The organism is Microbacterium sp. AB (assembly GCF_032878875.1).
Lineage (GTDB): Bacteria > Actinomycetota > Actinomycetes > Actinomycetales > Microbacteriaceae > Microbacterium > Microbacterium betulae.
Map to the genome: position 1 here is coordinate 2,235,942 of NZ_CP118157.1, position 23,792 is coordinate 2,259,733.

General features: G+C 71.0%; 21 protein-coding genes. 1 reads left to right on the forward strand and 20 read right to left on the reverse strand.

Annotated features, from left to right (window positions below):
• Positions 1 to 86: 86 nt before the first annotated feature.
• The 20 genes from dnaE to N8K70_RS10680 form a co-directional block, all read right to left on the reverse strand.
• Complete coding sequence (gene dnaE / locus N8K70_RS10585) at positions 87 to 3,599, reverse strand: DNA polymerase III subunit alpha (protein ID WP_317138308.1); 3,513 nt, start codon at positions 3,597 to 3,599, stop codon at positions 87 to 89.
• A gap of 198 nt (positions 3,600 to 3,797) precedes the next feature.
• Entirely contained in the window at positions 3,798 to 4,721 is a 924-nt protein-coding gene (locus N8K70_RS10590) for an RluA family pseudouridine synthase (RefSeq protein WP_317138309.1), read from the reverse strand.
• Positions 4,718 to 5,443 (reverse strand): signal peptidase II, encoded by a 726-nt coding sequence (locus N8K70_RS10595; protein WP_317138310.1) that lies wholly within the window; start codon positions 5,441 to 5,443, stop codon positions 4,718 to 4,720. The genes N8K70_RS10590 and N8K70_RS10595 overlap by 4 nt, the downstream gene beginning before the upstream one ends.
• A 9-nt stretch (positions 5,444 to 5,452) precedes the next feature.
• Complete coding sequence (locus N8K70_RS10600; protein ID WP_317138311.1) at positions 5,453 to 6,067, reverse strand: DivIVA domain-containing protein; 615 nt, start codon at positions 6,065 to 6,067, stop codon at positions 5,453 to 5,455.
• A 123-nt stretch (positions 6,068 to 6,190) separates the two neighbouring features.
• Complete coding sequence (locus tag N8K70_RS10605) at positions 6,191 to 6,493, reverse strand: YggT family protein (RefSeq protein ID WP_317138312.1); 303 nt, start codon at positions 6,491 to 6,493, stop codon at positions 6,191 to 6,193.
• A gap of 37 nt (positions 6,494 to 6,530) precedes the next feature.
• Positions 6,531 to 7,034, reverse strand: coding sequence for a cell division protein SepF (locus tag N8K70_RS10610; RefSeq protein WP_317138313.1), 504 nt, complete (start codon positions 7,032 to 7,034; stop codon positions 6,531 to 6,533).
• A gap of 34 nt (positions 7,035 to 7,068) precedes the next feature.
• Positions 7,069 to 7,755, reverse strand: coding sequence for a YggS family pyridoxal phosphate-dependent enzyme (locus N8K70_RS10615; protein WP_317138314.1), 687 nt, complete (start codon positions 7,753 to 7,755; stop codon positions 7,069 to 7,071).
• A gap of 2 nt (positions 7,756 to 7,757) precedes the next feature.
• Complete coding sequence (gene ftsZ / locus N8K70_RS10620) at positions 7,758 to 8,945, reverse strand: cell division protein FtsZ (RefSeq protein WP_317138315.1); 1,188 nt, start codon at positions 8,943 to 8,945, stop codon at positions 7,758 to 7,760.
• 183 nt (positions 8,946 to 9,128) lie between these two features.
• Positions 9,129 to 10,118 carry an FtsQ-type POTRA domain-containing protein gene (locus tag N8K70_RS10625; protein ID WP_317138316.1) on the reverse strand — a complete coding sequence of 330 codons (990 nt, stop codon included), beginning with the start codon at positions 10,116 to 10,118 and terminating at the stop codon, positions 9,129 to 9,131.
• 9 nt (positions 10,119 to 10,127) lie between these two features.
• Complete coding sequence (murC, locus tag N8K70_RS10630) at positions 10,128 to 11,543, reverse strand: UDP-N-acetylmuramate--L-alanine ligase (RefSeq protein WP_317138317.1); 1,416 nt, start codon at positions 11,541 to 11,543, stop codon at positions 10,128 to 10,130.
• 103 nt (positions 11,544 to 11,646) lie between these two features.
• The gene (locus N8K70_RS10635; protein WP_317138318.1) at positions 11,647 to 12,720 is read right to left on the reverse strand and encodes a UDP-N-acetylglucosamine--N-acetylmuramyl-(pentapeptide) pyrophosphoryl-undecaprenol N-acetylglucosamine transferase; all 1,074 of its coding nucleotides are present in this window, start codon (positions 12,718 to 12,720) and stop codon (positions 11,647 to 11,649) included.
• Positions 12,721 to 12,772: 52 nt separating this feature from the next.
• Positions 12,773 to 13,990: a putative lipid II flippase FtsW gene (gene ftsW, locus N8K70_RS10640; protein WP_317138319.1), complete on the reverse strand. Its 1,218-nt coding sequence runs from the start codon at positions 13,988 to 13,990 to the stop codon at positions 12,773 to 12,775.
• Complete coding sequence (gene murD / locus N8K70_RS10645; RefSeq protein WP_317138320.1) at positions 13,956 to 15,509, reverse strand: UDP-N-acetylmuramoyl-L-alanine--D-glutamate ligase; 1,554 nt, start codon at positions 15,507 to 15,509, stop codon at positions 13,956 to 13,958. The genes ftsW and murD overlap by 35 nt, the downstream gene beginning before the upstream one ends.
• Positions 15,506 to 16,618, reverse strand: coding sequence for a phospho-N-acetylmuramoyl-pentapeptide-transferase (gene mraY / locus N8K70_RS10650; RefSeq protein WP_317138321.1), 1,113 nt, complete (start codon positions 16,616 to 16,618; stop codon positions 15,506 to 15,508). Before mraY ends, murD begins: the two co-directional genes overlap by 4 nt.
• Positions 16,615 to 18,027, reverse strand: coding sequence for a UDP-N-acetylmuramoyl-tripeptide--D-alanyl-D-alanine ligase (locus tag N8K70_RS10655; protein ID WP_317138322.1), 1,413 nt, complete (start codon positions 18,025 to 18,027; stop codon positions 16,615 to 16,617). The genes mraY and N8K70_RS10655 overlap by 4 nt, the downstream gene beginning before the upstream one ends.
• 27 nt (positions 18,028 to 18,054) lie before the next feature.
• Positions 18,055 to 19,845 (reverse strand): peptidoglycan D,D-transpeptidase FtsI family protein, encoded by a 1,791-nt coding sequence (locus N8K70_RS10660; protein WP_317138323.1) that lies wholly within the window; start codon positions 19,843 to 19,845, stop codon positions 18,055 to 18,057.
• Positions 19,846 to 19,891: 46 nt separating this feature from the next.
• Positions 19,892 to 20,521 carry a hypothetical protein gene (locus tag N8K70_RS10665; RefSeq protein WP_317138324.1) on the reverse strand — a complete coding sequence of 210 codons (630 nt, stop codon included), beginning with the start codon at positions 20,519 to 20,521 and terminating at the stop codon, positions 19,892 to 19,894.
• The gene (gene rsmH, locus N8K70_RS10670; RefSeq protein WP_317138325.1) at positions 20,518 to 21,471 is read right to left on the reverse strand and encodes a 16S rRNA (cytosine(1402)-N(4))-methyltransferase RsmH; all 954 of its coding nucleotides are present in this window, start codon (positions 21,469 to 21,471) and stop codon (positions 20,518 to 20,520) included. Before rsmH ends, N8K70_RS10665 begins: the two co-directional genes overlap by 4 nt.
• A gap of 99 nt (positions 21,472 to 21,570) precedes the next feature.
• Positions 21,571 to 22,002: a division/cell wall cluster transcriptional repressor MraZ gene (mraZ, locus tag N8K70_RS10675; RefSeq protein WP_317138326.1), complete on the reverse strand. Its 432-nt coding sequence runs from the start codon at positions 22,000 to 22,002 to the stop codon at positions 21,571 to 21,573.
• A gap of 250 nt (positions 22,003 to 22,252) precedes the next feature.
• On the reverse strand, positions 22,253 to 22,642 hold the full coding sequence (locus N8K70_RS10680) for a DUF3040 domain-containing protein (RefSeq protein WP_317138327.1): 390 nt from the start codon (positions 22,640 to 22,642) through the stop codon (positions 22,253 to 22,255).
• Positions 22,643 to 22,707: 65 nt separating this feature from the next.
• On the opposite strand from N8K70_RS10680, the gene N8K70_RS10685 reads away from it, so the two are divergent.
• Complete coding sequence (locus tag N8K70_RS10685; RefSeq protein WP_317138328.1) at positions 22,708 to 23,787, forward strand: polyprenyl synthetase family protein; 1,080 nt, start codon at positions 22,708 to 22,710, stop codon at positions 23,785 to 23,787.
• The last annotated feature ends 5 nt before the right edge of the window (positions 23,788 to 23,792 follow it).

The following is a 23,792-nucleotide window of genomic DNA, read 5'->3' on the forward strand; positions in this document are numbered from 1 at the left end:
AGGCGCTGCGGCTCGATCCTACTTCCCGCGGGGCCCTCCCCGACGGGGAACGCTCTCCGTCACGGCCCGGACGAGGACGACCGTCCTCATCCGAGGCACTGCGGGCCGAGCAGCGCCTTGAGGTCTCCGAAGAGCTCCGCCGTGATCGACACCGGGATCGGCACCTCGAACACCTTCGCGGCGCGTCCGCGATGCATCTTCAGCCGAACCTCCGTGTCGCCCGCATGGCGCCGGAGCACGTCGACGAGGTCGTTCGCCACGCGCTCGGTCGCGCGCTGCTCGGGCAGCAGCAGCGTGAGCGGCCCTGACGCCTCCACCCCCCCCACGTCCGGCACGAAGGCGGACTGCGCATGCAGGTTCATCCCGTCGTCGCGCCGCGACACCCGGCCGCGCACCGCGAGCACCGAGTCCTGCTGCAGGATCGGCTGGAACTCCGTGTAGGTCTTGCCCATGAACATGACCGTGACCTCGCCGTCGAAGTCCTCGACGGTGATCATCCCGTAGGGGTTCCCGCTCGACTTCGCCACGCGGTGCTGCGCGCTCGTGACGAGGCCCGCGACGGTCACCTGGTCTCCGTCCTGCAGGTCCTCCGAGGCGAGGAGGTCGCTGATCGTGATCGAGCGGTGCTTGGCCAGCGGCACCTCCAGGCCCGCGAGCGGATGGTCCGAGACGTACAGGCCGAGCATGTCGCGTTCGAAGGCGAGCTTGTCCTTCTTCGTCCACTCCGGCCGCTCCGGGACCTTCTGCACCGCCTCCGGCTCGTCCCAGAGGCTGTCGAAGTCGAAGCCGATCGCTCCCCCGGCGGCGTTGCGCTTGTCGGTCACGGCGGACTCCACCGCCTGCTCGTGGATCTCCACGAGGGCGCGCCTGGTCGACCCCATGGTGTCGAAGGCGCCGGCCTTGATGAGCGACTCCACGGTCCGCTTGTTCGTCACGTGCATCGGCACCCGGCGCAGGAAGTCGTGGAAGTCGGTGTAGGGCCCCTCCGCGCGCGCCGCGACGATCCCGTCCACGACGTTCGTGCCGACGTTGCGGATGGCGCCCAGCCCGAAGCGGATGTCGTCGCCGACGGCCGCGAAGAAGTTGATGGACTCCGAGACGTCCGGCGGGAGCACGTGGATGCCCATGCGACGGCACTCGTTGAGGTACATCGCGAGCTTGTCGCGCGAGTCGCCGACGCTCGTGAGTACGGCGGCCATGTACTCGGCCGGGTAATGGGCCTTCAGATACGCCGTCCAGTACGACACGACGCCGTACGCGGCCGAGTGCGCCTTGTTGAAGGCGTAGTCCGAGAACGGCAGGAGGATGTCCCACAGCGCCTTGATCGCGCCCTCGCCGTAGCCGCGCTCGGTCATGCCGCCCGCGAAGCCCTCGTACTGCTTGTCGAGCTCGGACTTCTTCTTCTTGCCCATCGCCCGGCGCAGGATGTCGGCCTGGCCGAGGCTGAAGCCCGCGACCCTCTGGGCGATCGCCATCACCTGCTCCTGGTAGATGATGAGGCCGTAGGTCGTGTCGAGGATCTCCCGCAGCGGCTCCTCCAGCTCGGGGTGGATCGGCGTGATCTCCTGCTGGCCGTTCTTGCGCAGCGCGTAGTTCGTGTGCGAGTTCGCGCCCATGGGGCCGGGCCGGTACAGGGCGATGACGGCGGAGATGTCCTCGAAGTTGTCGGGCTTCATGAGGCGCAGCAGCGACCGCATCGGCCCGCCGTCGAGCTGGAAGACGCCGAGCGTGTCCCCGCGGGCGAGCAGGTCGTATGCGGCCCTGTCGTCGAGCGGCAGGTGCTCGAGGTCCACCTCCTCGCCGCGGTTGCTGCGGATGTTGTCGAGGGCGTCGGACAGGATCGTGAGGTTGCGCAGCCCCAGGAAGTCCATCTTGATGAGGCCGAGCGACTCGCACGCCGGGTAGTCGAACTGCGTGACGATCTGGCCGTCCTGCTCGCGGCGCATGATCGGGATGATGTCGATGAGCGGCTCGCTCGACATGATGACGCCGGCGGCGTGGACGCCCCACTGGCGCTTCAGTCCCTCGAGCCCCACGGCCCTGTCGAAGACCGTGCGCGCCTCGGGATCCGTCTCGATGACCGAGCGGAACTCGCCCGCCTCCTTGTAGCGAGGATGCTCCGGGTTGAACATGCCGTCGAGCGCCATGTCCTTGCCCATCACCGCCGGCGGCATGGCCTTCGTCAGCTTCTCCCCCATGCTGAAGGGGAAGCCCAGCACACGACCGGCGTCCTTGAGCGCCTGCTTCGACTTGATCGTGCCGTAGGTGACGATCTGCGCGACGCGCTCGGCGCCGTACTTGGCGGTGACGTAGTCGATCACCTCGCCGCGTCGGCGGTCGTCGAAGTCGACGTCGAAGTCGGGCATCGAGACGCGGTCGGGGTTGAGGAAGCGCTCGAAGATGAGGCCGTGCTCGAGCGGGTCGAGGTCGGTGATGCGCATCGCGTACGCGGCCATCGACCCCGCGCCCGAGCCGCGGCCCGGGCCGACGCGGATGCCGTTGTCCTTGGCCCAGTTGATGAAGTCGGCGACGACGAGGAAGTAGCCGGGGAACCCCATCTGGGTGATGATGCCGATCTCGTACTCGGCCTGCTTGCGCGACGCGTCGGGGACGCCGTTCGGGTAGCGGTAGTGCAGCCCCTTCTCGACCTCCTTGACGAACCAGCTCTCCTCGGTCTCGCCGTCCGGCACGGGGAAGCGCGGCATGTAGTTCGCCGCCGTGTTGAACTCGACGTCGCAGCGCTCGGCGATGAGCAGCGTGTTGTCGCACGCGTCGGGGTGGTCGCGGAACAGCTGGCGCATCTCCTGCGCCGTCTTGACGTAGTAGCCGTCGCCGTCGAACTTGAACCGGTTCGGGTCGTCGAGCGTCGAGCCCGACTGCACGCAGAGGAGAGCCGCGTGCGCATCGGCCTCGTGCTGGTGCGTGTAGTGCGAGTCGTTCGTCGCGACGAGCGGGATGCCGAGGTCCTTCGCCAGGCGCAGCAGGTCGCTCATGATGCGCCGCTCGATGGAGAGGCCGTGGTCCATGATCTCGGCGAAGTAGTTCTCCTTGCCGAAGATGTCCTGGAACTCGGCCGCGGCGGCGCGCGCCGCGTCGTACTGCCCGAGACGCAGGCGCGTCTGGATCTCGCCCGAGGGGCATCCCGTCGTCGCGATGAGCCCCTTGCCGTACGTCTGCAGCAGCTCGCGGTCCATGCGGGGCTTGAAGTAGTAGCCCTCCATGCTCGACAGCGAGCTGAGGCGGAAGAGGTTGTGCATGCCCTGGGTCGTCTCGCTGAACAGGGTCATGTGCGTGTACGCGCCCGCGCCCGACACGTCGTCGCTCTTCTGGTCGGGAGACCCCCACTGCACGCGCGACTTGTCGCTGCGGTGGGTTCCCGGGGTGACATACGCCTCGAGGCCGATGATGGGCTTCACGCCCGCTGCCTTGGCGGACCTGTAGAACTCGTACGCGGCGAAGGTGTTGCCGTGGTCGGTCACCGCGATCGCCGGCATGCCGTAGTCGGCGGCGGCCTTCGTCATGGCGCCGAGCTTCGCCGCTCCGTCGAGCATCGAGTACTCGCTGTGCACGTGCAGGTGGACGAAGGAGTCAGACGCCATGCGTCGAGTCTACGGTCGGCCCCCGACGCGGAGCCGCCGCGTGTCGGGCGCGCCCGCCATCCGTCCCCGCGAGCGGCCTTCCTCACGGCGAGAATGCGTGCGCCGGCGGGATCCCCGCGGCGGCGATGGATTGTCGCCGCTCGCGTGGAGCCTCGCTGGCGGCCGGATGCGGGCGGGCGAGGACGGGTGAGGACGGGGTCAGGCGCTGCGCAGGATGGCGAGGGCGTGAGCGAGGTCATCGGGATACGCGGACGTGAATCTGACCCGCTCCCCCGTCGCCGGATGGGAGAACGCGAGCTCGTGGGCATGCAGCCACTGACGCGTCAGCCCGAGCCGCGCGGACAGCGTCGGGTCCGCGCCGTACAGCGGATCGCCGACGCACGGATGCCGGTGCGCCGCCATGTGCACGCGGATCTGATGCGTGCGCCCCGTCTCGAGGTGGATCTCCAGCAGCGAGGCCCCGGGGAACGCCTCGATCGTCTCGTAATGGGTGACCGAGTCCTTGCCGTCCGGCGTGACGGCGAACTTCCACGAATGGCTCGGATGACGCCCGATGGGCGCGTCGATCGTGCCGGAGAGAGGATCCGGATGCCCCTGGACCACCGCGTGATAGACCTTGTCGACGGTGCGCTCCTTGAACGCGCGCTTGAGCAGCGTGTACGCCTGCTCCGTCTTCGCGACGACCATGAGGCCGCTCGTCCCGACGTCGAGCCGATGGACGATGCCCTGCCGCTCTGCGGCCCCGCTCGTCGCGACGCGCACCCCCGCCGCAAGGAGCGCGCCGAGCACGGTCGGGCCCTCCCATCCGACGGAGGGATGCGCAGCCACGCCGGTCGGCTTGTCCACCACCACGATGTCGTCGTCCTGGAAGACGATCCCGAGATCCGGGACCTCCACGGCCACGACGCGCGGCTCCTCCTTCGGCTGCCACTCGACGTCCAGCCAGGAGCCGGCGATCACGCGATCGGACTTGCCCGCGGGCGCGCCGTCGAGGTGCACGCCTCCAGCCTCGGCGACCTCCGCGGCGAACGTCCGCGAGAACCCCAGCAGCTTCGCGAGGGCCGCGTCGACGCGCGTGCCGTCGAGGCCCTCCGGGATCGGGAGACGACGCGCCTGCGTCATCCGCGGCGCTCCGCGTCGCCGCCGTCGATCTCGGGAACGGCCGGCGCCGCATCGTCGCGAGTCACAGCCTCCGCCGCTGCGGCGCGGCTCTCGTCGTCGCGGACGTCCGAGGCCGCAAGGGCGACGGGATCGTCGGCACGCGCCGGGTCGTCGGCGACCGCCGCGCGCTCCTCGGCTGCAGCCGCCCGGGCGTGGTCCCTCTCCCGCGTGCCGTCGAACCGGATGCCCCGCAGTGTGAGGAGGGCGACGGAGATCATCATCGTCACGATGAAGACGTCCGCGACGTTGTAGATCGCGGGGGTCGTCCAGAACCACATCCATGGCGTCAGGATGAAGTCGACGACGTGCCCGACGGCGAAACCCGGCTCGCGGAAGAGCCGGTCGGTGAGATTGCCCAGCACTCCGCCGAGGAGGAGTCCGAGCACGATCGCCCAGGTCCACGAGCGCACCCTCGTGATCGCGATCCAGACGATGGCGACGGCGACGATCGCCATCGCGATCGTGAAGACCCAGGTGACGTCCTCGCCGAGGGAGAACGCCGCACCGGGGTTGTACACGAGGTACCACTGGAGGGCGTCGCCGAGCACCGGGACGCTCTCCCGCTCGGTCAGGCCGCCGATCGCCAGCTGCTTGGAGAACTGATCGGCGGCCAGCACCAGGACCGCGAGGACCGCGATCGTGGTGCCGGCCGCCGCCGCACGAAGAGGGGCTCGGCCCGACAAGGCCGGGCTTTACAGACCGATGGCCGAGACGGGCGTCGAGCCCGCGCCCGTGTTCGACGCGTCGAGGTCCTTCAGCTTGGTCTCGAAGTAGCTGCGCAGCTGCTGACGGTAGTCGCGCTCGAACTGGCGGAGCTCCGTGATGCGTCCCTCGAGCGTCTTGCGCTCGCTGTCGAGCTTCGCGGTGATCTCGCGCTGCTTGGCCTCGGCCTCGGCCACGATCTGGCCGGCCTGCGACTTCGCCTCGAAGACGATCTGCTCGGCGTGGGCCTGGCCCTCGGCGATGTGCTCGTCGTGCAGGCGCTGCGCGCGCTCGATGATGCTCGCGGCGCTGGTCGCGGTGGTCGACACGCCCGAAGCGGCGGCGGGGGCAGGCTGCTCGACGACGGGGGCGGGCTCCTCGACGGGCGCGGGCTCCGTCGCGGGAGCGGCCTCGACGGCCGGAGCGGCCTCGCCGGACTCGTACTTCGCGAGCTGCGACTTCAGCTGCTCGTTCTCCTCGATGGTCTTACGCCACTCGACGACGATCTCATCCAGGAAGTCGTCGACCTCGTCCGGGTCGAACCCCTCCTTGAACCGGACGTGCTGGAACTGCTTGGTGACGACGTCATCCGGGGTCAATGCCATGGTGTTGGCTCCTCTTTCGATGAGTACTCGGTCGGCGGTCGGGAACGAGCCCTGGCACCAGTCCGTGGTTGACAGCATAACCGCCGCCCCCGGACGTTGCCGATCCGGGGGCGGCGCGTGACGCTAAAGGTAGGAGAGCGTTCGGGTGACGGAGAGCAGGATGAAGCACAGCAGCATCGTCAACGCGAACGCGAAGTCGATCGCGATCCCGCCCACCCGCAACGGCGGGATGACCTTCCGGAACGCCTTGATCGGCGGGTCCGTGAGCGTGTACGCGATCTCGGCGAGGACGAGAACGGCCCCCTGCGGACGCCATTCCCGGTTGAACAGGGGGATGTAGTCGAGGATGAGCCGCCCGAAGAGCACGAAGATGTACAGCAGGAGGGCGAAGTTCAGAATCGACCCGACGAGTCCGATGATGCTCACGACGTACGATTCTGCCCCATCCCGGCGTGCGGTCGGGTCACGACTGCGCGAAGGGCGCCGACTCGATGTCGGCGTGGGCGATCCCGCCGTCCCCGGAGATGGCGATGTTCTCCGGCGAGAGCAGGAACACCTTGCTCGTCACGCGCTCGATACGTCCGTACAGGCCCAGCGAGAGACCGCTCGCGAAGTCGACGAGGCGGCGCGCGTCGGCGTCGCTCATCTGCGAGAGGTTGATGATCACGGGGATGCCGTCGCGGAAGTGCTCGGCGATCGTCTGCGCGTCGCGGTACTGCTTGGGGTGCACCGTGACGATCTCGTTGACCGCCCCGGATGCCGGCTGGCGCACCACGGAGGGTCGGCGCAGCGGCGTCACCGGTGCGGGAGCGGCGTCTTCGATGAGATTCTCCTCTCGATGCGCGCGCTCCTCGCGCAGCGCCCGCTCCTCGCGGTGCGCGCGAGGCTGCGTCGCTGCCTCTTCCTCGTACTCTTCCTCGTCGGCGAGGCCGAGGTAGACCATCGTCTTCTTGAGCGGGTTCGCCATGGCGTCCTCCGTTGTCTTCGCGTCTTGTCTGAGGCTAACCCCGCGCTGGACGCGGGCCGGTGATTGCGGTTCCGATCCGCAGGTGTGTCGCGCCGCAGGCGATGGCCTCGACGAGGTCCGCCGACATGCCGGCGGAGATCCAGGTGGCGGCGGGCTCGACCGCGCGGACGAGCCCGGAGTATCCCGCGAGCCGCTCGAAGGCGGAGGCCGGGGCCTCGTCGAGCGGCGCGACGGCCATCACCCCGCGCAGAGCGAGGCTCGGCGCGGACGCGACCCGCTCGGCGAGGGCGGAGAGGCCTCGGGGATCGACGCCGCCGCGTGCGGGGTCGTCGGTGAGGTTCACCTGCACGAGCACGTCGAGCGGAGCGTCCCCCGGCGCCGCGGCCGCGTCCAGCGCCTCCACGAGCCGGTCGCGGTCGACCGAGTGGACGGCGGCTGCGCACCGGCGCACCGATCGCGCCTTCTTCGTCTGCAGCTGCCCGATGAAGTGCCACCGCAGCCCTTCGAGGCCGGAGAGCTCCTCCGCCTTCGACGCCAGCTCCTGCTGCCGGCTCTCGCCGACGTCCCCGACGCCGAGGCCGTGGAGCTCTCGGACGAGGGACGAGGGATGGAACTTCGTCACGACGATCCGGGTGATCTCCCCCGCCTCCCGCCCGGCCGAGCGCGCCGCGTCGGCGATCCGCGCGTCGACATCCGCCAGACGCGCGACCAGGTCGGACACGACTACTTGAGGAAGTCGGGGATGTCGAGGTCGTCCTCGCCGAACGCCGAGTCGAAGCCGCTCGAGTCGGGCAGCACGGGGCCGGCCGCCGCGACGGGCACCGACTCACGCTCCGGCTTCGCCGCCCCGTCCGACTCCGCGGGCTTCCGAGCGTCGCCGGACACCCCCGCGACGGGCGGCGACGTGGGCTTCTGCGGCTCGGCGCGGCCGCTGAAGGCCGGCACCTCCACGCGCGACTGGGGCTCTCCGCCGTCGAACCCGGCGGCGATGACCGTCACGCGCACCTCGTCGCCGAGCGTGTCGTCGATGACCGTTCCGAAGATGATGTTCGCCTCGGGATGCGCGGCCTCCTTGACGAGCTGCGCGGCGTCGTTGATCTCGAAGATGCCGAGGTTCGACCCGCCCTGCACCGACAGCAGGACGCCGTGCGCGCCCTCGATCGACGCCTCCAGCAGGGGCGACTCGACCGCGAGCTCGGCGGCCTTGATGGCGCGGTCGGCGCCGCGGGCGGAGCCGATGCCCATGAGGGCGGAGCCCGCGCCCTGCATGACCGACTTGACGTCGGCGAAGTCGAGGTTGATGAGCCCGGGGGTCGTGATGAGGTCGGTGATGCCCTGCACGCCGGCGAGGAGCACCTGGTCGGCGGTCGCGAACGCCTCGACCATCGAGATCCCCCGGTCGCTGATCTCGAGGAGACGATCGTTCGGCACGACGATGAGCGTGTCCACCTCCTCCTTCAACGAGGCCACGCCGATCTCGGCCTGGTTCTGGCGCCGACGCCCCTCGAACGAGAACGGCTTCGTCACGACGCCGATGGTGAGCGCGCCGATCGACTTCGCGATGCGCGCGACGACGGGGGCCCCGCCGGTGCCCGTCCCGCCTCCCTCGCCCGCGGTCACGAAGACCATGTCGGCGCCCGCGAGCGCCTGCTCGATCTCCTCCGCGTGGTCCTCCGCCGCGCGGCGGCCGACCTCCGGGTCGGCGCCTGCGCCAAGCCCGCGCGTGAGCTCGCGTCCGACGTCGAGCTTCACGTCCGCGTCGCTCATGAGAAGCGCCTGCGCATCGGTGTTCACCGCGATGAACTCGACGCCGCGAAGCCCGAGCTCGATCATGCGGTTCACCGCGTTGACGCCACCGCCGCCGACGCCGACGACCTTGATCACGGCGAGGTAGTTCTGGTTCTGGCTCATGCCGGCCTCCGTATCGACCCCAAGCTTCACCGGGACGTCAACCTTCACGTTCAAGTAGAGGGTTAAAGTATTGCCCGGTATGTATTTCTTCCTTGCTCGACGCTACGTGCCGCACGCCCGCTGGCGCGGGAATGCGGGCGGGCGTGTCGGCAGAAAAAGCCGGGATCCGCGACGGATGCCGCCTCAGCGGACGATGAGGGTGCCGGGCGCGGAGACGTCGTAGACGGTCACTCCCTCCGGGAGGCTCGCCTCCATCGCGCTCTGCAGGACGACGGTCTTCTCCGCCGAGTCGTCGACGCTCCCCCAGACGACCTGCGGCCCGCCGTCGCCGAGCGTCAGCGTGACGTCCTCCGTCGTCGTCGCCGAGGCCGCCGTCACCTGGGCCCGCAGGTCGTCGGGGAGCGAGCGCAGCACCTGGCCCACGGCCAGGAACGCATCCGACCCCGCGCCGTCGGGCGTGGAGACGAGCGGCAGGCCCGCCGGGCGCTCTCCCGCCGTCGCCAGCGCGACGCCCGCGGCGTCGACGGTCGTGAACCCCGCCTCCGACTCGATCACGCCCACCGGGGTCCGCTCGACCACGCGGACGACGAGGTCGTGCGGAGGGTTCGCCTCCAGCGTGTAGGTCTCGATGAGCGGGAAGCCCAGGAGCGCGGCCCTGACCGCGCTGTGGTCGACGAGCGGGAGCGGCGTTCCCACCTGATCGGAGAGCGCGGCCTCGACCGCGGCGGCGTCGAGCTGCTCCGCTCCCTCGACGGTGATCTCCTCGACGGCGAACAGCGGGCTGTACGCCGCCCCCGCGCTCCCGGCGACGAGGAGCAGCAGCGCGCCGATCGCGACCGTCCAGATCAGACGGCGCCGTCGGGAGCGCGCCGTGAACCGGCGCATCTCCGCCCGCATCGCCCTGCGGCGCGCCCGTGTCGCCCGCCACACCGCACGCCATCCCCCGGCCCGGCTCCCGTCGTCCGGGTCGGCGGCGTCGCCCTCCGGCCGGAGCGTCACGATCGGCGCGGTCTCGGACGACTCGTCGCCGCGCTGCGCTTCGCGCGTCTCGGCGTCGATGCCGAGACGCTTCATCGTGGCCCGCCGCCGGGAGAGGATGCGTTCCTCGTCCTCGGCGGACGACGTCGCCTCCCGGCCGGTCGAGGAGGGGGGAAGAGGCCCCGGCCGCCGCATGCCGATCTCCTAGACCGCCTGGCCGGCGACGTCGTCCGTGCGCTCGAGGGCGCCGAGCACCTGCGGGATGATCCGGTAGACGTCTCCGCAGCCGAGCGTGACGACGTAGTCGCCCTCTCGGGCGATCGAGGCCGTATAGTCGGCCGCCTCCTGCCAGTCGGAGACGAAGCGCACGCGGGACGCGTCGTCGAACGCCGCGCTGACGAGCTCGCCCGTGACGCCGGGGATCGGGTCCTCGCGGGCGCCGTAGACGTCGAGCACGACCGTGTGGTCGGCGAGCCCTTCGAGGACCCTCGCGAACTCGCCCGCCATGAGCCTCGTGCGCGAGTAGGTGTGCGGCTGGTGGAGGGCGATGATGCGTCCCTCCCCCACGACCGTTCGTGCGGCGGCGAGCGCCGCGGCGACCTCGGTGGGGTGATGGGCGTAGTCGTCGAAGACGCTCACCCCGCGCTCGACCCCGTGCAGCTCGAAGCGGCGCACGGTGCCCCCGAACGTCTCGACGGCGCGCAGCGCGGGCTCGAGATCGTAGCCGAGCGTCAGGAGGACCGAGACGGCGCCCGCCGCGTTGACCGCGTTGTGGCGCCCCGGCACGGCGAGCCGGCCGGAGGCGCGCTCGCCCCGGTGGACGAGCGTGAAGGCGACGGGTCCGTCCGTGACGATGTCGACCACGCGCACGTCGGCGTCCTCCGCCTCGCCGAAGGTGACGACCCCCCCGTGCGAGACCCGGGCCGCGACGCGCCGCGCGCCGGGGTCGTCCGAGGAGATGACGACCGCCTCGCGCGCCTCGTCCGCGAAGCGCACGAACGCGTCGTCGAACGCCTCGTGCGAGCCGTAGTGGTCGAGATGGTCGGCGTCGACGTTCGTGATGAGGGCGACCGAGGTGTCGTACAGCAGGAAGGTGCCATCCGACTCGTCGGCCTCGATGACGAAGAGCTCGTCGGAGCCGACCCCGCTCGACGCCCCGACCTGCTGGATGACTCCGCCGTTCACGTAGCTCGGATCTGCGCCGAGCGCGCGCAGGGCCGTGACGACCATGCCCGTCGACGTCGTCTTGCCGTGGGCGCCCGCCACCGACACGAGCCGGCGTCCGCGGATGAGGTGGTGCAGCGCCTGAGACCGGTGGATGACGGCGAGACCCCGCTCCTTCGCGGCGAGGTACTCGGGGTTCTCCGGCCAGATCGCCCCCGTGTAGACGACGGTGTCGACGTCGCCGACGTTGGCGGCGTCGTGCCCGATGCGCACGGTCGCGCCGAGCGCCTCGAGGTCACGGGTGTTCTGGCTCTCGGCGCGGTCGGACCCCGACACGGGGATCCCCGCGGCGAGGAACATGCGGGCGAGGCCGGAGACGCCCGAGCCGCCGATGCCGATGAAGTGCACGGCGCCGATGCGCTCGGGGACGGGGGCTGTGAGGTCGGGCTTGATCATGACCCGTCGAGTCTAAGCGGCCGCTCCCGCATCGGGCCCGTGGCGCGCGGAGGCACGGTCCACGTCGGGCGAAGGCGTGGTGCCCCGGTGCGGCGCCGGTGTCTCAGGCCCCCAGGGCCCGGTCGAGGTGCGCGATGACGTTCTCGGTGCCGCGGCGCGTTCCGACGCCGGCGGCGGCCCGCGCCATCCGCGCGATGCGATCGCGATGCCGCAGCAGGGGCAGGACGTCGGTGCGCACCTTCTCCGCCGTGAACGCCGCGTCGTCGACGACGGCCGCGGCGCCGGCGGCCACGGCCGATGCCGCGTTCAGGCGCTGCTCGCCGTTGCCGACGGGGTACGGCACGTAGACGGCGGGGATGCCGAGCGCGCTGACCTCGCTCACGGTCGACGCCCCCGACCTCGACACGATGAGGTCGGCCACCGCGAAGGCGAGGTCCATCCGGTCGATGTACCGGCGCACGGCGTACCCGGCGACGCCCGGGTCGGCCAGGTCGGACCTCTCCCCCGTGATGTGCAGCAGCTGCCACCCGGCGTCCAGGACCTCCTGCCACGAGCCGCCGATCGCGTCGTTGAGGCGCCGCGCCCCGAGCGATCCGCCGAAGACGAGGAGCGTCGGCCTCTCGGGATCGAGCCCGAAGTGCTCCGCCGCCGCGGGGCGCGTCGCGGCACGGTCGAGGTCCACGATCTCGGGGCGCAGGGGCATCCCCACGACCTCTCCCCGCTTCAAGGGCGTCCCGTCGAACGCGACGCCGACGGACGCCGCCCTGCGCGCTCCGAGCACGTTCGCGAGCCCCGGGCGGGCGTTGGCCTCGTGCACGACGAACGGCACGCCCTCCCTGCGTGCGGCGACGTAGGCGGGAGCCGCCGCGTAGCCGCCGACGCCCAGCACGACGTCGACGCCGCGCTCGCGGATGTCGCGCCGGACATCGCCGACGGCCTTGCGCCACTTCGCGGGGAAGCGCAGGGCGTATCCGTCCGGACGACGGGGGAACGGCACCTTGTCGACGACGAGCAGCTCGTATCCGCGCTCGGGGACGAGTCTCGACTCCAGTCCCTCGCGGGTCCCCAGCACGAGGATCTCGTCCGCGGCGTCCCGGGCCCGCAGCCCGTCGGCCACCGCGAGCAGGGGGTTCACGTGTCCGGCGGTGCCGCCGCCGGCGAGGAGGTATGTCGTCACCCCTCGATCCTCGCACGGGGGTCGTGGCCGCGCCGGACTCGAAGGCGGCCCGTCAGGCCGCCGCGCGCCGCCGCGACGGACGATCCGGCGCGTCCGGCAGCGTGCGCGCGCACGCGAGCAGCACCCCGCACGCGAGCAGCACCGCGATGAGCGAGGACCCTCCGGAGGAGAGGAAGGGCAGCGGCACCCCCAGCGCCGGGAAGACGCGCAGGACCACGCCGATGTTGATGAGCGCCTGCCCGATGATCCACACGCCGATGCCGCCGGCCACGACGCGCACGAAGAGGTCGTGCGCGCGGCCCACGATCCGGAACGCCCCGATCGCGAAGACGACGAAGAGCGCGAGCACGGCCAGGCAGCCGAGCAGCCCCAGCTCCTCCCCGACGATCGCGAAGATGTAGTCGTCGGCGGCCGCGGGCAGCCAGTCGTACTTCTCCTTCGAGTTGCCCAGGCCCAGGCCCAGGAGACCTCCGCTCGCGAGACCCCAGATCCCGTGCAGCGGCTGGTAGCACTCGTCGAGGTACGCGTCGAGACAGCTCTGATCGAACACGCTCATGATGCGCGTCATGCGGTTCGGGCTCGCGACCGCGAACGCGACGACGGCGGCCGCCGCCAGGAGCACCGGCGGGATGAAGTAGCGCAGCTTCACCCCGGAGAAGAAGAGCGCCCCCAGCACGAGCAGCGCCATGACCATGACGGTGCCGAGATCGCGACCCGCCATGACGGTGCCGATCGCGACCAGCGCCACGGGGGCGAGCGGGACGGCCACGTGCTTCCACCGCCCCAGCACGGCGCGCTTTCGGTCGAGCATGAAGCCGCACCACACGGCCAGGCCCAGCTTGATGAACTCGGACGGCTGAACGGTCATGAAACCGAAGTCGATCCAGTTCAGGTTCCCGCCGACATCGAGCCCGAGCGGCGTGAAGACGAGCAGCTGCAGGAGGATCGCGCCGATGAGCACGGGCCAGGCGAGGCGCTTCAGCCAGCTCATCGAGAACCTGCTGACGACGAACATGAGCGGGACGCCCACGGCCGCGAAGATCGCGTGCCGCAGCCCGTCGTTGTACGGGTTGTTCGCCGCCTGCATGGAGCTGACGGCCGTGGCCGAGATCACCATCATGATCCCGAAGATCGTCAGGAGGAGCGCGGCGGAGGCGATGAGGAGGAACTCAACGGGGACGGGCGTGAAGGCCTTGCCGAGTGAGACGCGCGCCGACAGCAGTCTGCGTTCGTCGTCAGCCGTGGCCGGGGCCGTGGTCGTGCGAGCCATCTCCGCTCCCCTCCCCGATCCGTCTCCTCACCGCGGCGGCGAATCGGTCGCCGCGGTCGCCATAGCTCCGGAACTGGTCGAACGAGGCCGCGGCCGGCGCCAGCAGCACCGTGTCGCCGGCGACGGCGACGGCCGAGGCGAGATCGACGACCCGCGCCATGACGTCTTCAGTGTCGGCGTCGTCGACCTCGAACACCGGAACCCCCGGCGCGTGTCGCGCGAACGCATCGACCACCGGCGCGCGGTCGACGCCGATCACGATCGCGGCGCGGAGGCCGCGGCCACGGTCCGAGACGAGCCCCGAGACGTCCACGCCCTTGAGCAGGCCCCCCACGATCCAGACCGCCCCGGGGTACGCCGCGAGCGACGACGCGGCCGCATGCGGGTTCGTCGCCTTGGAGTCGTCGATCCACGTCACCCCGGCGTCCGAGGCGACGACCTCGATCCGGTGCGGATCGAGCCGGAAGCCCTGCAGGGCCCTGCCGACGGCCACGGGCGCCACGTCGAGGGAGCGGGCCAGCGCCGCCGCCGCGAGGATGTTCGCGACGATGTGGGGCGCGGCGAGCCCGCGCGCCGCGAGGTCCGCCACCGTCGCGAGCTCGAGCGCCGCCGTGCGCCGTTCGTCGAGGAACGCCCTGTCGACGAGGATGCCGTCGACGACGCCGAGGTCGCTCGGGCCCGGGACGCCGAGGTCGAAGCCGACGGCGCGCGCGCCCTCGACGACGTCCGCGTCCTCGACCATCCGCCTCGTCGACTCGTCGGCCTTGTTGTAGACGCACGCGGCCTTCGTGCCGCGGTAGACGACCGCCTTCGCATCGCGGTACGCGTCGAACGAGCCGTGCCACTCGAGATGGTCGTCCGCGAGGTTGAGGCAGACCGCGGCGTGCGGGCTCGGCGACCCGGGGCCGTCGTTCAGCCCGAGATACCAGAGCTGATGGCTCGAGAGCTCCAGGACGAGCACGTCGAAGCCGGCCGGATCGCGCACCGCGTCGAGCACGGGGACGCCGATGTTGCCGCACGGCGCCGCACGCAGCCCGCCTTCGACGAGCATCGTCGCAGCCAGTCGCGTGGTCGTGGTCTTGCCGTTCGTCCCCGTGACGAGCACCCATTCGGCGGGCGTGCCGTCGGGCCGGAGCACCTTGTCGCGCACGCGCCACGCGAGCTCGATGTCCCCCCACAGCGGGACGTCGGCGTCCCGCGCCCAGCGGACGACGGGATGCGAGGGGGGGAAGCCGGGCGAGGCGACGACGACGTCGGGCGCGAAGTCGACGAGCTCTCCGGGCACGGCGTCGAGCGAGCCCTCCCAGAGGCGGGCGCCCACGATCGGCACGAGCCGCGCGTACTCCTCCGTCGAGGACTCGGTGACGACGAGCACCTCGGCGCCGAGCTCGGCGAGCGTGTCGGCCACGGAGAAGCCGGTGACGGACAGCCCCAGCACGGCGACGCGCAGGCCCTTCCAGTCGGCGTTCCAGCTCGTGAGGGAGTCGAGCCGCGAGGCGGCGTCCTGCGCGTCGGTCATACCCGGGAGAGCCATTCGACGTAGAAGAGCCCCACGCCGCTCACGGCGAGGAGGCCCGCGATGAGCCAGAAGCGCACGACGATCGTGACCTCGGGCCATCCGCGCAGCTCGAAGTGATGATGGAGCGGGCTCATGAGGAAGAGCCGCTTGCCCTTCGTCGCCTTGAAGTACAGGCGCTGGAGGATGACCGATCCCGACGACATGATGAACAGTCCCGCGATGAGAACGCCGAGCATCTCGGTGCGGGTGAGGATGGCGAGGGCGGCCACGACGCCGCCGATCGCCATCGAGCCGACGTCGCCCATGAAGACCTTGGCCTTGGGGGCGTTCCACCACAGGAAGCCGATGAGCGAGCCGACGAAGGCGGCGGCCACGATCGCGATGTCGAGCGGATCCCGCGCGGCGTAGCACGCCTGCTGGTAGTCCTCGGCGAGGCGGACGCCCGTGCAGGTCTGGTTGAACTGCCAGAACGCGATGAGGCTGTAGGCGCCCACGACGAAGACCCCGGCGCCGGCCGCGAGGCCGTCGAGCCCGTCCGTGAGGTTGACGCTGTTCGAGAACCCCACCCCCAGCAGCGACAGCCAGGCGAGGTAGAGGATCCATCCCAGCACGGGCCCGAGCGCCATGAACCCGAGGACGTTGATGTCGCGGAAGAACGAGATGAACGGGCTGCCGGGAGTCTGGCCGTACACGTCGGCGAAGTTCAGCGCGACGATCCCGAACGGGATGACCACGAGGATCTGGCCGGCGATCTTCTTCCAGCCGGACAGGCCCGCGTAGTGCTGCGTCCGCACCTTCAGGAAGTCGTCGATGAATCCCACGGCGCCGAACCCGACCATCATCCACAGCACGAGCCATCCCGACGCCGTCGGCGGGTTGTAGCCCGTGTAGGCGCCGATGAGGTAGCCCACGATCGTTCCGACGATGAAGACGACGCCGCCCATCGTCGGCGTTCCGCGCTTGAGCTCGTGCTTCGGCGCGTTGAAGTTCTCGCCGTCGGTGCGGATGACCTGGCCCCAGCCCCAGCGGCGGAAGGCCCGGATGAAGAGCGGGGTCAGGAAGAGCGTGAACGCGAGTGAGATCGCGGCGGCCGTCAGGAGTGATCTCACGAGAACGATTCTCCCAGACGATCGCCGAGGAACCTGAGTCCCGCCGAGTTCGACGACTTCACGAGCACGCGGTCGCCGTCCCGCAGCTCGCCGAGGAGGTACTCGTACGCCTCGTCGGCGTCGGCGAAGAACACGGCCTCGTCGCTCCAGGAGCCCTCCGCGACCGCTGCGAGGAAGAGCGCACGGGCCTCCTGCCCGACCACGACGATGCGCGGGATGCGCAGGCGCACCGCCAGCAGCCCGATCTTGTCGTGCTCCTCGACGGCGTACTCGCCCAGCTCGCTCATGGCGCCGAGCACGGCGACCATCCGCTCGTCCGGTCCCGTGATCTGCGCGAGCGTCCGCAGCGCGGCCTGCATCGAGTCGGGGCTCGCGTTGTAGGCGTCGTTGATGATGCGGACGCGCTCGGATCCGAGGACCTGCATCCGCCACCGCTCGGCGAGCGACACCGTCTCGAGGCGCGCCACGGCGTCGGCGAGCGGCACTCCGAGCGCGACCGCCGCGGTCGCCGCCGCGAGGGCGTTCTTGACGTGGTGGGCGCCGAGCACCTGGAGGTGGAGCGGAAGGGACTGCTCCCCCGCCGTGACGACGGCGTCCGTCCCCGCGGCCGTCACGCTCAGCCCGTCCGCGCGCACGTCGGCCGTCCCGCCCTCGCCGAACCACCGGATGTCCAGCCCCCGGGCCTCGGCGATCGGCGCCATGCCCGCGACACGGGGGTCGTCGGCGTTGAGCACGACCGTTCCGCCGTCGCGGACGGCCGACACGAGCTCGGACTTCGCCCTCACGGTCGCGTCGATCCCGCCGAAGCCGCCCGCGTGCGCCATCCCGACCATGAGCACGACGCCCACGTCGGGGCTGACCAGTCCCGCGAGACGGGCGATCTGCCCCGGCGCGTCGGCTCCGAACTCGCAGACGAGGTACCGGGTGTCGTGCGTGACGCGCAGCATCGTCAGCGGCGCGCCCACGGCGTTGTTGAACGAGCCGACGGGCGCGACGGTCTCGCCCTCCTCTCGCAGGATCGCGGCGAGCATGTTCTTCGTCGTCGTCTTGCCGTTCGAGCCCGTGATGCCGACGATCCGCAGGCGCCCGGACGCGCGCACGCGCGACACCGCCTCGCGCGCGAGCTCGCCGAGCGCGACGACGACGTCGGGCACGACGATCTGCGTGACGGGCTCGTCGACGACGCGCTCGACGAGGGCGAGCACCGCGCCCTGATCGACGGCCTTGCCCACGAACAGGTGCCCGTCCGTCACCTCGCCCGGCTTCGCGACGAAGACGCCGCCGGGCCCGATGCCGCGGGAGTCGGTGTCGACGACGCCCTCGACGGTCGTCTCAGGGGTGTCGGGACCGTGCAGATGCAGCTTCCCGCCGACGGCGGCCGTGATCTCGGCCAAGGACAAAGCGATCATGAAAGGGGATCCTCCGCGCGCTGCGCGTCACTCGGCGAACTTGGGAAGCGGCTCTTCTGTCGTCTCCGACGGCATCACGCGGTAGTTCTTCAGCACCTGCGTCATCGCCTTCTGCAGGGCGGGAGCCGTGGCCGCAGACGATGTTACCCGCGTGGGCTCGTCGAGCGTGACCATGACGACGTACTGCGGGTCGTCCGCGGGCACCACTCCGAGGATGCTCGTGTAGTAGACCCCGGCCTTGTACCCGCCGCCCGCCGCGGGCTTCTGCGCCGTTCCGGTCTTCGTGGCGATCCGGTAGCCGTCGACGGCGACCTGGTCGGCGAGCGTGCCCTGCGTGGCGACGTTCTCGAGCAGCTGGATGGTCGTGTCGGCGGCCTCCTCTCCCACGACGCGGACGGGATCGCTCAGCTCGGGCTCGATCACCGTGCCGTCCGCCGCGGTGCACGACTCCACGAGGTGCAGCGGCTCGCGGACGCCTCCGTTCGCGAGCGTCTGATAGGCGTTGACGACCTGAGGCATCGTCGTCGTGAAGGCCTGGCCGAACGTCGTGGCATAGTGCGTCTGGTTGTCCCACTGGTCGACGGGGATGAGGTAGCCGGACTCCTCGCCGGGGAAGCCGATGTCGGTCGCCGTGCCGACGCCGAACCTCTCGAGGTACTCCGCGCGCGTCTCGTCGGGCACGAGCTCCCCGAACTTCGACAGCGCGACGTTGGACGAGTCGATGAGCGCACCGGTGAGCGTGTAGTCGTACGCCGGGTGGGCGAACGAGTCGCCCACGCTCGCGCCGTTGGGGAACGTCTCGTTGCTCGATGCGGTCACGGAGCTCTCCGGAGTGACGGCGCCCTGGTCGAGCAGCGTCGCCGCCGTGATCGCCTTGAACGTCGAGCCGGGCTCGAACGTCGTCGAGAAGATCCGGGAGCCGCGATCGTCCTCGTCGCTCGCGGAGGGGTCGTTGGGGTCGACGGTGGGGTACTCCGCGGCGGCGCGGACGGCCCCTGTGGCGACCTCCACGACCATGACCGCTCCGGCCTGGGCCTTCTGGTTCGCCACCTCCTCGGCGATCATCTGCTGCATGTACCACTGGAGGTCGGCGTCGAGCGTCAGCTGCAGCGTGCCGCCGTCGACGGCCGGCTCGGTCGTCTCCGTGCCGGGGATGATGAGCCCGTCGGACCCCTGCTGGTAGCTGAGCGAGCCGTCCTCCGCCTGCAGGCACGAGTCGTCGGCCGCCTCGAGGCCCGCGAGCGGCTCGCCGTCCGTGTCGACGAACCCGAGGAGGTTCCCGGCGACCGCGCCGTACGGATAGGCGCGCGACTGCAGCGGCTCGAACGAGAGGTACGGAAGGCCCAGGGCGAGCAGGTCGCGGTACTGCTGGGTCGAGAGGTCGCGCGACAGCACGGCGTAGCGGCTCTCGGGATCGTCGGCGAGGGCGTCCGCGACGATCGCGCGCACCTCGTCTCCGCTCCGGCCGACGATCGCCCCGATGTCCTCGGACGACTCCTCCCAGGTCACGGTGCGCTTCTCGCCGTCGTCGTCCGTGTGCTCGATGTCCGTCACGAGCTTCGGGTCGAACTGCGCGCTGTAGCGCACGGTGCTGCTCGCGAGCACGGTGCCGTTCGTGTCCGTGACGGATCCGCGCGTGCCGTAGAGCGTCTGCGTCGACGTGAGACCGCTGTAGGCGGCTCGGTTGTCGAGGTGCTCCTGCGCGTTGACCACCTGGATGTCGACGAGCCTCACCGCGAAGCCGGCCACGATCACCACGACGGCGGCGCCCGCCACGGCCGTGCGGCGTCTGGCGCTTCGACGGGTCTTCGCGTGCATCTGGCCCCCTGGTGGTGTCGCCGTGTCGGGTGGATGGTGCCGGTGGTCAGTGCGTGGCGGGGCTCGGCAGCCCGTCGGTGATCGCCGGCGGCAGCTGCGGCTCGACCGGCTCCTCCTCCACGGCGTCCTCCCCCTGCGTGCCGGAGGCCTCCTCGCCCGACACGGCCTCATCCGAGGGTGCCTCATCCGCCGCGTCCTCCGCGGAGGACGCCTGCGTGTCGGCGAGGAAGGCGTTGCCGACCGCCGATCGCGATCCGGCGTCGACGGTCGACGCGTCCCCCGCCGCCTGGCCGCCGCCGACGACGGCGCCGTCGCTCAGGCGCAGGTAGCTCGGCGCCGCGTCGATCACCATGCCGAGGGCGGAGGCCTGCGCGGCGAGGTTCTGCGGCGAGCCGAGGCCCGCGACCTCGTCGTAGAGCGTCTGCGCCTCGAGCGTGAGCTCGCGCTTCTGCGCGTCGAGCGAGGCGATCTCGAAGGTGCTCTGCGTCGACATGACCGACAGCGCCATCTGCGCGACGGCGATGAGCACGGCGCCGACGACCGCGACGATCGCGTAGGCGAGGCGCGGACGCCTCCGGCGCGCCGGAGCCTCGACCGGACGGAGGTCCGGGCGGCGCTCGTCGTCGGAGCGTCGTGCGGGAGCGGTCGTCGCCGCGCTCTGGACGGCAAGGCTCATGATGCCTCCCTCACTCGCTCGATCGCGCGCAGACGCACCGGTCTGGCGCGCGGATTGGATGCGGACTCCGCCTCGCCCGCCTGCTCGGCGCCGCGCACGAGCAGGCGGAACTCGGGTGCGTGCTCCGGCAGCTCCACGGGGAGACCGGCCGGCGCCTTCGACGCCGTCGCCTCCGCGAACAGCCGCTTCACGAAGCGGTCCTCGAGCGACTGGTACGACAGCACCGCGATGCGTCCGCCCACGGCGAGGGCGCCGAGGGCGGCGGGGATGGCGCGCTCGAGCGCCGCGAGCTCGCCGTTCACCTCGATGCGGAGCGCCTGGAACACGCGCTTGGCCGGGTGGCCGGCGCGCTGCACGGCCGCGGGCGTCGCCGCCGTGAGGATCTCGACCAGCTGCGCCGAGCGCTCGATCGGCGCCCTGTCGCGTGCGCCGACGATGAAGCGCGCGTAGCGGGCCGCGAGCTTCTCCTCGCCGTAGCGCTCGAAGATCCGCCGCAGCTGGCCCTCGCTGTAGGTCGCGACGACGTCGGCCGCCGTGACGCCGCCGGTGGGGTCCATGCGCATGTCGAGCGGAGCGTCCTTGGCGTAGGCAAAGCCGCGATCGGTCTCGTCGAGCTGGAGCGACGACACGCCCAGGTCGTAGAGGACGGCGTCCGCATGGTCCTCGCCGGCCTCCTCGAGGGCGTCGCGGACGCCGTCGTACACGGTGTGCACGAGAGCAGTGCGGTCGGCGAAGCGCTCGAGCCGCTCCCCCGCGATCCGCAGGGCGGCGGGGTCGCGATCGAGGCCGACGAGCCGGATGCCGCCGAACCGCTCGAGGAAGGCCTCCGCGTGTCCGCCCATGCCGAGGGTGCCGTCGACGTACACGGCCCCGTCGTGCTGCAACGCCGGACCGAGCAGGTCGAGGCAGCGCTCGAGGAGGACCGGAGTGTGGATGTCGCGGATGCTCATGATGCGTTCCCCCGCTCCGTCCTCGGCTCTGATTCCCATCCGCGCGACCTGCTGCCGGGGAAGTGGCATCAGGGCTGCGGGTGGGGATCACAACCGAGGTCAGAACAGTCCCGGGATCACCTCCTGTTCCAGGTCGGAGTAGGTCTCCTCGTTGCTCTCCAGATAGGCGTTCCACGCGACCGCGTCCCAGATCTCCGCGTGCGCCCCGACACCCGTCACGACGAGCTCCTTCTCGAGCCCGGCGTAGCTGCGCAGGTGCGACGGGACGGTGATGCGGTTCTGGCCGTCGGGGGTCTCGGCGCTCGCACCGGAGAGGAACATGCGCAGGAAGTCGCGGGCCTGCTTGTTCGTGAGGGGGGCCTCGCGGATCCGCTCGTGCACGCGCTCGAACTCCGCCGTGCTGAACACGTACAGGCAGCGCTCCTGTCCGCGTGTCACGACGATGCCTCCGGCCAGTTCCTCGCGGAACTTCGCGGGGAGGATGACGCGGCCTTTGTCGTCGAGCTTGGGGGTATGCGTGCCCAGCAGCATCGGCCATCACCCCCCTTCGTTCCGGCCAACCCGAGGTTTGCTCCACTTTACTCCACTTTCCCCCACTGTCTAGGACCACATGCGCATTCCCAGGGAAGGGATTCCGCCTGCATCCCCGTCGTTTCGGAGAAGAGGGCGGGTGGAGCAAAAGGGAGGCCCAGTGGAGGACGATCCCCGACCCGGAGACGTCCGGGCACGAAAAAAGCGCCGACCCGAAGGTCGGCGCTTCTCCGTCGAGAGAGTGGGAGGGCTACTGCCCCTGCTGGCGGCGGTCCCAGCGATCGTTCATGCGATCCATGAAGCTCGCGCTCTGCGCGGGGCGGGAGGGCTCGCGCGCCGCGCCCGGCGCAGGCCGCGCATCCGTTCCCCTGCCCGGCGTGGTGCCCAGGATGACGCCGCCGAGCATCGCGGCGAAGCCCGCCACCCCCAGCACGATTCCCAGCACGAGGGCGCCGTTCCAGACGGCGATGCCCGCGACGATGGCGGCGAGGCCCGCGAGCACGAGGATCGCGCCGTAGATGAGGTTGCGATAGCTCAGCGCGCGACCACCGGCCGAGGCGCTGACGACGTCCGCGTCGTTCTGCATGAGATGGCGTTCCATCTCATCCAGAAGGCGCTGCTCCTGTTCGGAGAGTGGCATGGTGTCCCCCTCGGGTGAAACTCGTGGTCCATTCTATCGCCGCGAGTCCTCACTAGGCTAGGCCTGTGACGAGCTTCCCCCGCCTGATCGACACGATCTCCCAGCGACTCGAAAGCTTCTCGGCCGCGCAGGGGGCGGCGACGACGGGGCTCGGCGACGAGGCGGAGGGCTTCGTCGCGCAGGCCGCCGCCGCGCTGGCCGGCGGGAAGCGTCTGCGCGGGCGCTTCTGCGCGACCGGCTGGCGGGCCGTCTCCGGCGGCCGCGAGGTCCCCGCGTCCGTCGTGGACGCGTGCGCGTCGCTGGAGGTGTTCCAGGCGGCGGCCCTCGTCCACGACGACCTCATCGACAACTCCGACACCCGCAGGGGCCGTCCCTCCGCCCACCGCGCCCTCGAGGCCTGGCACATCGACGCGGGATGGACGGGCGACGCGGCGGCGTTCGGCCGCGCCGGATCCGTGCTGCTGGGAGACCTGCTGCTGTCGTGGAGCGCCGACCTGTTCGACGCCGCCCTCGCCCTGCTCGACGCGCCGACCGCGCGTGCGCGCGCCGAGTACGGACGCATGCGCCGCGAGGTCATGGTCGGGCAGTTCCTCGACGTCGCCGAGGAGTCGGCATGGCCGCGCACGCCGGCGCATGAGCACGCCGGACGCGCACTGCGGATCGCCTCGCTGAAGTCGGCACGCTACAGCGTGCAGCAGCCGCTCGTCATCGGCGGGAGCCTCGCGGACGGAGACGAGGACCAGCTCGCCTCGCTGGCGGACATCGGGCATCCTCTCGGGCTCGCGTTCCAGCTCCGCGACGACGTGCTGGGCGTCTTCGGCGACGAGAGGGAGACGGGCAAACCCGCGGGCGACGATCTGCGGGAGGGCAAGCGCACGCTCCTCATCGCGTACGCGCGCGAGGCGGCCGGCACCTCTGCGCGCGAGGAGATCGACGCCCTGCTCGGCGACCGGCTGCTGGACGACGATGAGATCGACGCCCTCCGCGACACGATCGTGGCGACCGGCGCCCTCTCCCGCGTCGAGGACCTCATCACGGCGTATGCCGACGAGGCGGGGCTCGCCCTCTCGTCGGCGCGCTTCGACGCGGACGCCGCCTCCGAGCTGCAGGCGCTCGTCGAGGCCGCGACGCGGCGACGATCCTGACGCCC

Excerpts from the sequence above, each read along its gene's own strand:
- murC (WP_317138317.1), bottom strand. The coding sequence starts at position 11,543 with ATGATCAAGCCCGACCTCACAGCCCCCGTCCCCGAGCGCATCGGCGCC.
- N8K70_RS10660 (WP_317138323.1), bottom strand. The coding sequence starts at position 19,845 with ATGCACGCGAAGACCCGTCGAAGCGCCAGACGCCGCACGGCCGTGGCG.
- N8K70_RS10610 (WP_317138313.1), bottom strand. The coding sequence starts at position 7,034 with ATGGCGAACCCGCTCAAGAAGACGATGGTCTACCTCGGCCTCGCCGAC.
- rsmH (WP_317138325.1), bottom strand. The coding sequence starts at position 21,471 with ATGAGCATCCGCGACATCCACACTCCGGTCCTCCTCGAGCGCTGCCTC.
- ftsZ (WP_317138315.1), bottom strand. The coding sequence starts at position 8,945 with ATGAGCCAGAACCAGAACTACCTCGCCGTGATCAAGGTCGTCGGCGTC.
- ftsW (WP_317138319.1), bottom strand. The coding sequence starts at position 13,990 with ATGGCTCGCACGACCACGGCCCCGGCCACGGCTGACGACGAACGCAGA.
- murD (WP_317138320.1), bottom strand. The coding sequence starts at position 15,509 with ATGACCGACGCGCAGGACGCCGCCTCGCGGCTCGACTCCCTCACGAGC.
- N8K70_RS10655 (WP_317138322.1), bottom strand. The coding sequence starts at position 18,027 with ATGATCGCTTTGTCCTTGGCCGAGATCACGGCCGCCGTCGGCGGGAAG.
- N8K70_RS10625 (WP_317138316.1), bottom strand. The coding sequence starts at position 10,118 with ATGCGGCGGCCGGGGCCTCTTCCCCCCTCCTCGACCGGCCGGGAGGCG.
- N8K70_RS10600 (WP_317138311.1), bottom strand. The coding sequence starts at position 6,067 with ATGGCATTGACCCCGGATGACGTCGTCACCAAGCAGTTCCAGCACGTC.
- N8K70_RS10680 (WP_317138327.1), bottom strand. The coding sequence starts at position 22,642 with ATGCCACTCTCCGAACAGGAGCAGCGCCTTCTGGATGAGATGGAACGC.
- N8K70_RS10665 (WP_317138324.1), bottom strand. The coding sequence starts at position 20,521 with ATGAGCCTTGCCGTCCAGAGCGCGGCGACGACCGCTCCCGCACGACGC.
- mraZ (WP_317138326.1), bottom strand. The coding sequence starts at position 22,002 with ATGCTGCTGGGCACGCATACCCCCAAGCTCGACGACAAAGGCCGCGTC.
- N8K70_RS10590 (WP_317138309.1), bottom strand. The coding sequence starts at position 4,721 with ATGACGCAGGCGCGTCGTCTCCCGATCCCGGAGGGCCTCGACGGCACG.
- dnaE (WP_317138308.1), bottom strand. The coding sequence starts at position 3,599 with ATGGCGTCTGACTCCTTCGTCCACCTGCACGTGCACAGCGAGTACTCG.